Below are 11,519 nucleotides of genomic sequence, written 5' to 3' on the forward strand. Positions count from 1 at the left end.
TTGTCAGGTTACGTGAAAGTCCGTGGGGTGCAGGGTGACGCCCAACGAAGTGGTGAAAGTGGCATTGCCCTGCTCGTCCTCCTCCGCTGACAGCAGCAGGAATTCGCGACGCTCTGGCAGGCCGGTATCGCGGGCGTAGAGCATCGACAGGTGCTGGATGCCATAGCGCGCATCAGGGCAGGTCACGCGCTCGTGCAACGGGACCAGTTTGGCCTGGCCTGCCTCATGGCCCCACTGGCGGGAATACAGGTAGCCGTCGTGTTCGTAGATCGGCAGGCCGACCTTGGACTGGCTGCCGACAAGGCGCTGAAGGTGCGACGCGTCGCGGATCGGTACAGCGCTGTGATAACCGAACAATACGGTGTCACCCACTTCGCTACCGTTCATCAGCACTTGCAGCCAATAGTCTTCATCGTCCAGATAGAAACGCAGCAGGTGCATCGAAGCCCCGAGGTCGACCTCGCCGACGGCCCAGACCGTTTCCGCGCCGGGAACCAGCAGTTGCGAATGCCCCTCAAGCAATGGTTCGAGTGACGCAGCGGGTGTGAACCGGCGACCGCTGAGCAAGCCAAATGGCGGCGTGGCACTAGGCGAAAGTGGCATCGTAAACGTCCTGAAGCGGGGCAGTCCTTGCGAGGGGCGACACCTTAACGGGTTTGGCCGCCCGAGCCAATTCAAGCACTGTTTGCATTGATGTCACGCCAGGTTGACGGCCATGCCGGGGCGTTGCTACGAAGACCGCGTGCGCTGGGTGGTAATCAGCCACAGCAGATAGCCGCCACCCAGCACCCCCGTCACCAAACCGACCGGCAACTGCGCCGTGCCCGCCAGGCGCTGGCTCAGCCAATCGGCGATCAGCAACAAGGCCGCCCCCATCAAGGCTGAGCAAAACAGCGGCGCGCCTGCCGTACGCGTCAGCCGCCGCGCCAATTGCGGCCCTGCCAGGGCAACAAAGGCAATCGGCCCGGCAGCCGCCGTGGCAATAGCCGTCAGCCCCACCGCAGAAAGCACCAGCAGCAACCGCGAACGGCCGACCGCCACCCCCAGTTGGCTGGCCGTGCTATCGCCCATCTCCAGCAGCGCCAGCTCACGCCCGTGCAGCAGCACTGTCGGCAGGATCAACGCCAAACCCAACGCGGCGGGGACGACATGCGCCCAGGTCCGGGTGCTGAGCGAGCCGGCCAGCCATAGCTGGGCAAACAGCGCCTGATCAAGGTCGCCGGTAACCAGCAACAACTGGTTCAGGCCCGACAGGGTGGCGCCCATGCCAATGCCCACCAGCACCAGCCGATAACCCTCGCTACCCTGCCCGCGCCGCGCCAGCAGCAGCACCAGCAATGCGGTGAGCATGCCAGCTGCCACCGCTGCCAGTGCCGTGGCCAACGGGCCGGCATCGAACAGAATGATCTGCACGATGGCACCGCTTGCGGCCCCGGTCGTAAAGCCAATGACGTCCGGCGAGCCCAGGGCATTGCGGGCAATCGACTGGAAGACCGCCCCCGCCATGCCCAGTGACGCGCCCACCAGCATCCCGGTGAGCACCCGCGGCAAACGCACGCGCGTGACAATGCGCTGGGTCATTTCACTGTCGCCCTGCCCCAGCAGGCTGGCCAGCACCTGCCCGGCGCGAATCGGCAGGCTGCCGGTACCTAGCAGCACGGTCGCCAAGCCCAGCACCAGCAGTAACAACGCACTGCCGACCCATATCGCCCGTGGGCGCAGACGCAGGCTGCAAGGCCCGCACCTGAGTACGCGTGGGGTATTCAAAGCTGACATAGACGAAACCTGCCGATCAACACGATGAACGCCGGCCCCCCCAGCAACAGCGCCAGGGTCCCGGCAGCCAGTTCCGCCGGCGCAGCCAGCACCCGCCCAAGCAGGTCGGCGCCCAGTAGCAACAACGCGGCAATCAATGCCGCATAGGGCAGCATGCGCCGGTAGTCCGGGCCGACCAGCGCGCGCGCAAGGTGGGGCGCTACCAGGCCGACGAAACCGATCGGCCCGGCGATTGCCGTGGCACTGCCGGCCAGCAGCATCAGCGCGACGCAGGCAAGCGCCCAGGTCAGGCGCAGGTTAACCCCCAGCGCCCGGCCCAGGTCGCGGCCCAGCGCCAAGGCATTGAGCTGCGGCATCAGCGCTGCCGCCAGGCCCAGCCCCAGGGTAATGGCCAGGGCGGGCCATAGCAGCGTGGCCGTGCTGCTGCCCGCCAGTGACCCCGCCGCCCAATGACGGAAGTGGTCATAAACTTGCGGTGGGGTGTTGAGTACAACGATACCGGTCAGCGACGCCAGCAGCATCGTCAACCCGGCCCCGGCCAGCACCAGGCGCACGGGGTTGCTGTCATTGCCGCCCGCCTGGCCGAGCAGGAACACGGCAACACCGGCAACGCCAGCGCCCAGAAAGGCCAGCAAGATGTACTGGCCAACCTGGGTCAGGCCAAACAGCGCGACGCCAAGGATGACGGCCAGCGCAGCACCCGCATTCACCCCCAGCAACCCAGGCTCGGCCAGCGGGTTGCGCGTCAGCGCCTGCATCAAGGTGCCCGCAGCCCCCAGCGCCAGGCCCGCCAGCAGCGCCACCAGGGTGCGCGGCACCCGCAATTCACGCACGATCAGGTGGTGATCATTGTGCAGGTCGGGCTGGTAGAGGGCGTCGAACACGACAGCCATGGGAACTGCGTGCGAACCGACCAGCAAGCTCGCCAACGCGGCCAGCAGCAGTATCAGCACGCCCACCAGCAGGCCCTGGCGCGGCATACCGCGCACCTGGCCAGCAGCCCGCACAGGCTGGGTCGACAGGTCATGCATGATCAGCGGAAGTAGCCGGCGACGGTATCGAGCATCTGCCGCCCGGAGTAGTAGTCGATGCGAAACGAGCTCGGCCCCAGCGGGTAGACACGCTGATGCTGCACCGCTGGCAGGTTGGCCAGCACCGGGTCGCTGCGAAAGGCCTGGGCATCGCTGTCATCGGCACTGAGCAGGAACACGTCGGCATCGCCAATCGCGGCGGCAAGGTTCTCGCGGGAAATGAACTGGAACTCGGTGGCCCGGATCACCTGCCCAGCCATGGCTTCAGGCAGCTCACGCAACTGGAAACCAAGCGCCGTCAGCAGCCGCGCCTGAGGGCTGATGGCACGGCCGATGGAATAACTGCCACCGATGTTGTAGCCGACCAGCATCACCGGGCGTGGCGATGGGTGCAGGCGCGTGGCGGTTTCACGGGTGTAGTCATCGAAACGCTGGATCACCTCCTGCGCTTGGCGTTGCAGCCCGGTGCGCGCGCCTAGCTCGGTGGCCAGCGCCTGCCAGGACTGGTTGGAGTAGTTCACTACCAGTGTGGGGATGCCCTGAGCCTTGAGTTCGGCCAGGTGCGGCGCGGCACTGTCGGCACCGGTGGCGGACACCACCAGCAGGTCGGGCGCACTGGCCACCACCGCTTCGATGTCGAACTGCAGGTTGCGGTACAGCACCTGCACATCGCGCTGGTCCGCCACCGTCGCCCATTGCGAGAAGTAGCCCTTGCCATCGGTCAGCCGGCTGGGCGTGGCGGCGGCGCTGGCCACCAGCGGTGCGTTCATCGCCAGCAGAATGCCGGTGACGCTCGGCGTGGTGGACACGATGCGGGTGGGCGCGGCCGCCACGCACGGGCCGAACAGCATCAGGGCAACCGCGGTCAGTGCTGCGCAAATACGAAAAGGCTTCATCGACTGGCTTCGCTCGAAGGGAATCAAGGTGCGCATGATAATACTTCTCATGCATTTAATTCCATCATGTAGAATCCATTCCGCAAATTTAACCTTGCCAAGGACCTTCGATGAGCTCTCGCCTGCAAGCCCGTGCATTGACCCTGCGCCGTGATACCCGAACGCTTTCGCACGACCTGTCGCTGGATATCGAGGATGGCGCCTTCACCGTGATCGTCGGCCCCAACGCCTGCGGTAAATCGACCTTGCTGGCGGCGCTGGCGCGGTTGCTGCCGCCCAGTTGCGGCCAGGTACTGCTCGATGGCCAGGACATCCAGCAACGCCCCGCCAAAGACGTGGCCCGGCGCCTGGCCTTGCTGCCGCAGAGCGCCTCGGCGCCAGACGGCATCACTGTCGCCGAGTTGGTCGCGCGCGGCCGTTACCCCCATCAGCGCCTGTGGCGGCAGTGGTCGCACGCCGATGAGCAGGCGGTGCAGCGGGCCTTGTGCGCAACCGGGGTCGAAGCGCTTGCCGAGCGCCCGTTACAGGCGCTGTCGGGCGGCCAGCGGCAGCGCGTGTGGATCGCCATGGTGCTGGCCCAGGACACCCCGATTTTGCTGCTCGACGAGCCCACCACCTACCTGGACATCGCGCACCAGTTCGAGCTGCTGGAGCTGCTGCGCGAACTGAACCAGCAGGGCCGCACCATCGTGGCCGTGCTGCACGACCTCAACCAGGCCTGCCGCTACGCGAGCCACCTGGTGGCCATGCGCGACGGCGCGATCGTGGCCCAGGGTGCGCCGACCGAGATTTTCACCGAAGCCTTGGTGCAGCAAGTGTTCGGCCTGTCGGCGCTGATCATCGAAGACCCGGTCAGCGGCACCCCACTACTGGTGCCGCGTTTGTAGGAGCGTAGGCGGATTAGTCTGGCAGCACTGGCGCTGGGGCACCGAGCATACGGCCGCCGGTGGCCTGGTTGACTTGCCCCGCCTCATGGAACAGCGCCTGGCGATCTTCAGGCGCACGCAACTGCCCCAGGTCGGTCACCGTGGTCATCACGCAGACAATTTCCTGCTGCGCATCGAACACCGGCGCCGCCTGCCCCGTCACGCTGGAAAGCAAGTGGCTGGTCAGCTCGGCCCAGCAATGCTGGCGAATCTGCTCCAGCACCTTGGCACTGGGCGCAGTACCGCGAAAATGCGCCGGCTGCAGCTTGCGCGCCGCATCGATGGTGGCCTTGGGCAAAAACGCCTGGAACACCAGCCCGCACGCCGTGTTGTCGATCGGCAGAATGTCGCCCAGGGCCAACGGGTTGATAGAGAAGTATGCACTGCGGTACCAGCGCACCAAGGTCGGGCCGCGATCCGTCCAGATCGCCACGCCACCGCTGGCAGCATGCCGTTGCGCCAGGGCCTTCATGTGCTGGGCGGCGATGTCCACCGCGTCCACCCGTTTCAGGGCACCAATGCCGATACTCAGCGCCGCCGGGCCGAGGTCGTACAACGCACTGGCCGGGTCCTGCCTGGCCAGCCCTTCCTTGACCAGGCTCTGCAGATAGCGATGCGCCGTGGAGCCGCCAGTGCCGGTGCGGCGGGCAACCTCGCCCAGGCTCAGCTCACTCTCGGCATTGGCCAGCACATTCAGGAACCGCGCAGCAATCGACACCGACTGGATGGTGCCGGAACGCTTCTCGCCAGGGCTCTCCGGCTCCGTATCGGCAGGGGACTGCAAAGTGTTCAACGGGGCTATCTCCTCATTTCTGATTATCTGGCCAAACGGCATCGCCGCGCCCGGCAAGCGCGGCTGCCTATCATACCGCCAGCAGCCCATGCAGGGTGCGGCGTCGCGCGCCGAGCGAAGTCACCATACCACTTCGAGGAATAGATTCTTTATTGCGGAACGAGATGGCACCGTGATACCTTCTATCGCAAACGAGGATCGTTCTCATTTGGAGGTTGTCTTGAAGTACCCCGCGCAACGCTCGATCAGCCAAGGATTCGGTGTGCTGACCCTGTCCACCCTGCTCGCTGCCCCACCCGCCCTGGCTGAACAGACACCAGCCACCAACCCGCAACTGGTGCTGGCACCGGTGGTGGTAAGCGGCGAGAAGGTCGAACGCGACCTCAAGAACACGGCCTCGTCGGTATCGGTAATCAACGCCCGCGAGATCGACACCCTCAAGACCGGCAACGCCTCGGTGCACGAAGTGCTCAACGACGTGCCGAACGTGATCTACACCGACTCGGTCGGCGCACCGATCATCCGCGGCCAGGACAGCCAGGGCCCGAACAACGGCGCCAACGTGTTCTGGGGCGGCACGGTACCGCGCGCCACCATCAACCTCGACGGGCACTACCTGAACTACAACGAGATGTACTTTGGCGCACCGTCGGTGTGGGATGTCGACAGCATCGAGGTGTACCGCGGCCCGCAGACCACCAGCCAGGGCGCCAACGCCATCGCCGGGGCGATCGTGGTCAAGAGCAAAGACCCAACCTTCACCCCCGAGGCGGCCTACCAGGCAGAACTGGGCAGCTACCACGCCCGGCGCAGCTCGCTGGCGGTCTCCGGGCCCCTGACCGACAACCTGGCCGGCCGCGTGGCGCTGGACTACTCGGCACGCGACACGTTCATCGACTACACCAACCCGTCCTTTGCCAGCCACGGCACGGACCAGGACTTCCGCTCGCTGAACCTGCGCGGCAAATTGTTGTGGCTGCCCGAATCGGTGCCAGGCCTTGGCCTGAAGTACACCTTCGCCCACGGCGACTCCAACCGCCCCACCCAAGAGGCTGCCTCGTATCCGTTTCACAAGCTGAACCACACCGGCGCCACCATGCCCAGCTGGCACCAGCAGACCAACACGCATATCGTCGACGTCGACTACGAGCTGGACAACGGCATGAAGCTGTTCAACCAGACCCAGTACTCGCTGTCCAACGTGCACCGCGTGCTGGGTGTGGCCAACAGCGGCGATGCCGATGTGCGCCAGAAGAACTTCTCCAACGAAACCCGGGTCACCTTCGGCGAACAGCAAGACACCCTCAGCGGCATGGCCGGCCTGTACCTGGCCCGCACCGATTCGGATGAAATCCTGTACTACGGCGGCATCTCCGACTTCGACGACACCAAGCGCAACCTGGGCGTGTTCGGCGAGGTCAGCTACCGCCTGAACGACCGCTGGACCCTGACCACGGCCTTGCGCTTCCAGCAAGACCAGATCCAGCGCGAGGGCACCTCGCCTTTCGCCACCGGTGGCCTGGACTACGACAAGACCTTCAACGCCTTCCTGCCCAAGGTATCGCTGGCCTACGCCCTGACCCCGGAATGGACCGTGGGCGGCATGGTCAGCCGCGGCTACAACCCCGGCGGTGTATCGCTGAACATGAGCAGCAAGCGCTTCGAGCAGTTCGACGACGAGCGCATGTGGAACTACGAGCTGTTCGCCCGCGCCAGCTTGCTGGACGACCGCCTGCACCTGAACGGCAACCTGTTCTACATGGACATGCAGGATGCGCAGTACAACATCCCCGTGGTGCTGGCCTCGGGCCTGACGCAGTCCTACACCATCAACGCCAAAAAGGCACACGCCTATGGGGTCGAGCTGTCGGCAGACTACCGCGTGCTGGACAACCTGACCCTCAAGGCCAGCGCCGGCGCCCTGCAGACCCGCATCGACGATATCGACGCCAACAGCCGTTATGCGCATAACGAGTTTGCCCGCTCGCCTGGCTACACCGTCAGTTTCGGCCCGAGCTGGGACATCACCGACCGCCTCAACCTCAACGCGCAGGTGCGTCACATCGACGGCTACTACTCGGATATCGCCAACACCAAAAGCTATGCCATCGACGGCTACACCGTGGCCGATGCCCGCATGAGCTACCGCTTCAACGACCAGGTCCAGGTGTACACCTACGTCAAGAACGTCTTCGACGAGCGCACCCCTACCTACATGCAGACTAACCGGGGCATCGGCGGAATCGAAGCCAGCATGACCGAGCCACGCACGTTGGGCGTCGGCGTCAAAGGCGCGTTTTAAGCCACCCCAGCAGGCCGGCACATACCGGCCTGCATTTATTTGCCAGCAACTGGAGACCCACCCTGATGACGCTTCAAAAAGGCTTGCACATCGGCATGTCGCTGGCCCCGACCTGGCTCAGCGGCGAGGGCTGGCGACGCCCGGACAGCCGCGTCGAAAGCCTGTTCGGCAGCGACTTTGCCCTCGATATTGCGCGCCGCTCGGAAGCCGCGCACCTGGACTTCGTGTTCCGCCCGGATGTCAGCTGCGTGGTCGCCGACGCCCTGCAAAGCGGCTCGGGATTTACCAGCCTCGACCCGACCGTGCTGCTTGCCGCGCTGACCCGCGAGACCACGCGCATTGGCCTGGTGTCGACCGTTTCGACCACGTTCTACCCGCCGTACCTGGTGGCGCGCCAACTGCAGTCGCTGAACTGGCTGAGCAATGGCCGCGTGGGCTGGAACATCGTCACCGCGCTGCAAGGCCACGAAAACTTCGGCCTGGCTGCCATGCCCAGCGCCGAAGAGCGCTACGCCCGTGCGGCCGAGTTCACCGACGTGGTGCAACGGTTGTGGCGCAGCTTCCCCAACCAGGCGCTGCTGATCGACCGCGACAACGGTGTGTATGCCGACCCGGCGCAGGTTCAGCCCATCGCCCACCAGGGTGATTTTCTGCAAGTGCAGGGGCCGCTCAACCTGCCCGAACAGGGCAGCCGTATTCCGCTGATCCAGGCCGGCGCCTCCGACAGTGGCCGCAACTTCGCCGCCCGCGTCGCCGACATCGTCTTCGCCCCCACCCCGGACCAGGCCGCCGCCGCAGAGCTGCGCCGCGACCTCACTCAGCGGGCCGAACGCCATGGCCGCAACGCTGCCGATATCCGCCTGCTGCCGGGGCTGAGTTTGTTCCTGGCGCCCACGCGAAAACAGGCGCGCGAACTGTTCATGGACACCCATGCGCGGGTCGACAAGGCGCGTAAATATGCCGCCATCAAGAACATGATCGGCATCGACCTGGCGGCCTGGCCTAGCGACCAGCGCATCCACGCCGCCGACCTGCCACCCCTGCAACTGCTGCCGGGCGCCAGCCGCACCCACGTGAGCCTGTTGCGGCGCTTGATCGAGCGCGAAGCGCTATTGCCCAGCGAACTGCTGATGCGCCCGGAAGTGCTCTCGGCGGCGCACTGGCAGGTGATCGGCACGGCTGATGATGCTGTCAAAGAGATTGTCGACTGGGCCGAAGCGGGGGTGATGGATGGCTTTATTGCCGCGCCGGGGGGCTCGTTCGGCTCGGTGTACTGCTTCCTTGATGAGGTGGTGCCGCGCCTGGTGGAGCGCGGGTTGTTCCGCGGGCAGTACCAAGGCGCGACCTTTGCCGAGCACCTGATTCGCTATTAACCCTTACCTCGGCCCTGTGTAGGAGCGGCCTTGCCGGGGCGCCGGACCGGTCGGAAAGGGCTGCAAGGCAGCCCCGGCACGGGTGAACTTCAATGCACCGTATGCATCTGCGGCCGTTTTGTCATTTTCGAGCTTGCACAATACATATGGATATCCGTATATTCGATTATCCATATATAAAGGCACGCCCATGATTACTCCTCCCGAGGTCTTCAAGAACCTGGCCGACGAGACCCGCGCCCGCGCCACCCTGCTCATCGCCAACTTGGGCGAGCTCTGCGTCTGCGAGTTGATGTGCGCCCTGAACGACAGCCAGCCAAAAATCAGCCGGCACCTGGCGCAACTGCGAAGCAGCGGCCTGCTGCTGGATCGCCGCCAGGGCCAATGGGTGTATTACCGACTCAACCCGGACCTGCCCGCATGGGTGCAGCACATGCTGCAAGCGACACTGCAGGCCAATGCCGCATGGCTCGAAGAGAACACCTCCCGCCTGCAGAACATGGACGACCGCCCCGTCCGCGCAGCCGCCTGCTGCTGAATCCGCAACCCCACGAGCGAGCCTTCCATGCAAGTCCTGTTCATGTGCACCGCCAACAGCTGCCGCAGCATTCTCAGCGAAGCGCTGTTCAATCACCTGGCACCGCCCGGCTTCGAAGCCGTCAGCGCTGGCAGTTTCCCCAAAGGCCAGGTGCTGCCGCGCAGCCTCACCAGCCTGCAGCAGGCCGGCATTTCTACCGAAGGTCTGAGCAGCAAAGGTAACGATGCCTTCGCAGCCAACCCGCCAGACATCGTCATCACCGTCTGCGACAAGGCGGCCGGTGAAACCTGCCCGACCTACTTCGGCCCAGCACTGAAAGCCCATTGGGGCCTGGAAGACCCCTCCGAAGCAAAGGGTGACGAGACCGCGATCGACGCCGCATTCAAGACCACGCTGGCAATCATCGAGCGCCGCTGCAAAGCGCTGTTCGCCCTCCCCTTCAATACCCTCGACCGCGATGACTTCAAGCGTGAGCTGGACCGCATCGGCACGCTCTAAGGAGGCCACATGACAGAATCACTGCCCAACCTCGACCCTTCCCTGTTCGACCTTGCCCCGGACACAGCCCCCACCAGCCAGCACAAACCGCGCATCCTGCTGCTGTACGGATCGACCCGCGAACGCTCCTTCAGCCGCCTGATGGTGGAAGAAGCCGCACGCCTGCTCGAGCACTTCGGCGCAGAGACCCGCGTTTTCGACCCCTCCGGGTTGCCATTGCCCGATGACGCACCGGTCGAGCACCCCAAGGTTCAACAACTGCGCGACCTGGTGCTGTGGTCCGAAGGCCAGGTCTGGTGCTCGCCGGAGCGACATGGCGCCCTGTCGGCCGTGTTCAAGGCACAGATCGACTGGATACCCCTGGCCCTTGGCGCCGTGCGCCCCACCCAAGGCAAGACCCTGGCCGTGATGCAGGTATGCGGCGGGTCGCAGTCGTTCAACGTGGTCAACCAGCTGCGCGTGCTGGGGCGTTGGATGCGCATGTTCACCATCCCCAACCAGTCTTCAGTGCCCAAGGCGTACCTGGAGTTCGACGACAGCGGCCGCATGAAGCCATCGCCGTATTACGACCGGGTTGTCGATGTGATGGAAGAGCTGGTGAAGTTCACCCTGTTGCTGCGTGACCGCACGGAATTTTTGGTCGACCGGTACTCCGAGCGCAAAGAGAGCGCCGAACAGCTTACCGCGCGGGTGAACCAGCGTTCGATCTGAGCACGTGGTGTTTGCGGGGCTCTACCCTTGACGCCCCCTGCGGCGCCCAGTATTTTTTCAGCCCCTTCCTTTTCGGCTACCTCTGCTGTGCACCGCCCAGGCGTTAAATCGCGAAGCGGGCATTCATGATGCCGACACTTATACGGTCGCCACTCAATGGCGTGCCGCTATCCGTCATCAAGTGCAAAAGGTTGCTTCCATGATCATTCGTCAGGCCAACGCCGCCGACCACTCGCTGCTGCTCGACATCTGGCTGCGCGCCGTTCGCGCCACTCACCATTTTTTGCAGGCATCCGACATAGACGCGCTGCTACCTCAGCTGCGCGACGTTTACCTACCCGCGGTCGAGCTGTGGGTCGCAGTCGATGCTGAAGACTGCCCGCTCGGTTTTATCGGGCTGAATCAGCACCATGTGGAAATGCTCTTTATCGATCCCGATTTGCGTGGGCAAGGCATTGGCCGCGCGCTCCTGGATTACGCCCGCGGTTCGCGCAGCGCATTGAGCGTTGATGTGAACGAGCAGAACCCTGAGGCCGTGGGGTTTTATCTGCATTACGGCTTTGTGCAAACCGGTCGGTCTGCGCTGGATGGCGAGGGGCGGCCGTTTCCGTTGTTGCATATGAGCTTGCCTGGCTAGGCACCTGGCAAAATCGTTCCTGCGCCAGGACGCAGGGA

At 64.6% G+C, this 11,519-nt stretch carries 12 protein-coding genes; 7 read left to right on the top strand and 5 right to left on the bottom strand.

Annotated elements, in window-relative coordinates; translation table 11 throughout:
- Positions 1-3 precede the first annotated feature (3 nt).
- From DJ563_RS12680 to fepB, 4 genes are read right to left on the bottom strand one after another with little or no spacing between them, the layout of a single operon-like run.
- Positions 4-678 carry a DUF2491 family protein gene (locus tag DJ563_RS12680; protein WP_434519625.1) on the bottom strand — a complete coding sequence of 225 codons (675 nt, stop codon included), beginning with the start codon at positions 676-678 and terminating at the stop codon, positions 4-6.
- A 51-nt stretch (positions 679-729) separates the two neighbouring features.
- Positions 730-1,776: a FecCD family ABC transporter permease gene (locus DJ563_RS12685; RefSeq protein WP_274099426.1), complete on the bottom strand. Its 1,047-nt coding sequence runs from the start codon at positions 1,774-1,776 to the stop codon at positions 730-732.
- Positions 1,764-2,756, bottom strand: coding sequence for a FecCD family ABC transporter permease (locus DJ563_RS12690; RefSeq protein WP_274099427.1), 993 nt, complete (start codon positions 2,754-2,756; stop codon positions 1,764-1,766). The genes DJ563_RS12685 and DJ563_RS12690 overlap by 13 nt, the downstream gene beginning before the upstream one ends.
- A gap of 53 nt (positions 2,757-2,809) precedes the next feature.
- Positions 2,810-3,703, bottom strand: coding sequence for a Fe2+-enterobactin ABC transporter substrate-binding protein (gene fepB, locus DJ563_RS12695; RefSeq protein ID WP_434519722.1), 894 nt, complete (start codon positions 3,701-3,703; stop codon positions 2,810-2,812).
- A gap of 110 nt (positions 3,704-3,813) precedes the next feature.
- On the opposite strand from fepB, the gene DJ563_RS12700 reads away from it, so the two are divergent.
- Positions 3,814-4,590: an ABC transporter ATP-binding protein gene (locus DJ563_RS12700; protein ID WP_274099428.1), complete on the top strand. Its 777-nt coding sequence runs from the start codon at positions 3,814-3,816 to the stop codon at positions 4,588-4,590.
- 13 nt (positions 4,591-4,603) lie between these two features.
- On the opposite strand, the gene DJ563_RS12705 is transcribed toward DJ563_RS12700, so the two are convergent.
- Entirely contained in the window at positions 4,604-5,422 is an 819-nt protein-coding gene (locus DJ563_RS12705; protein WP_274099429.1) for an IclR family transcriptional regulator, read from the bottom strand.
- Positions 5,423-5,642: 220 nt separating this feature from the next.
- Between DJ563_RS12705 and DJ563_RS12710 the strand changes: the two genes are divergently transcribed.
- From DJ563_RS12710 to DJ563_RS12735, 6 genes are all read left to right on the top strand, one after another.
- On the top strand, positions 5,643-7,724 hold the full coding sequence (locus tag DJ563_RS12710) for a TonB-dependent receptor (RefSeq protein ID WP_434519626.1): 2,082 nt from the start codon (positions 5,643-5,645) through the stop codon (positions 7,722-7,724).
- Between the two features lie 65 nt (positions 7,725-7,789).
- A complete protein-coding gene (locus tag DJ563_RS12715) occupies positions 7,790-9,097 on the top strand; it encodes an NtaA/DmoA family FMN-dependent monooxygenase (RefSeq protein WP_434519627.1) in 1,308 nt (435 codons plus the stop codon).
- Between the two features lie 190 nt (positions 9,098-9,287).
- The gene (locus DJ563_RS12720; protein ID WP_434519628.1) at positions 9,288-9,635 is read left to right on the top strand and encodes a metalloregulator ArsR/SmtB family transcription factor; all 348 of its coding nucleotides are present in this window, start codon (positions 9,288-9,290) and stop codon (positions 9,633-9,635) included.
- 27 nt (positions 9,636-9,662) lie between these two features.
- The gene (locus tag DJ563_RS12725) at positions 9,663-10,133 is read left to right on the top strand and encodes an arsenate reductase ArsC (RefSeq protein ID WP_434519629.1); all 471 of its coding nucleotides are present in this window, start codon (positions 9,663-9,665) and stop codon (positions 10,131-10,133) included.
- A gap of 9 nt (positions 10,134-10,142) precedes the next feature.
- Positions 10,143-10,844, top strand: coding sequence for an arsenical resistance protein ArsH (gene arsH / locus DJ563_RS12730; protein WP_274099434.1), 702 nt, complete (start codon positions 10,143-10,145; stop codon positions 10,842-10,844).
- Positions 10,845-11,043: 199 nt separating this feature from the next.
- The gene (locus DJ563_RS12735; protein WP_274099435.1) at positions 11,044-11,481 is read left to right on the top strand and encodes an acetyltransferase; all 438 of its coding nucleotides are present in this window, start codon (positions 11,044-11,046) and stop codon (positions 11,479-11,481) included.
- Positions 11,482-11,519: the final 38 nt, after the last annotated feature.

The sequence above is a fragment of the Pseudomonas sp. NFX1 genome (genome assembly GCF_051123555.1).
GTDB classification, from domain to species: domain Bacteria; phylum Pseudomonadota; class Gammaproteobacteria; order Pseudomonadales; family Pseudomonadaceae; genus Aquipseudomonas; species Aquipseudomonas capeferrum.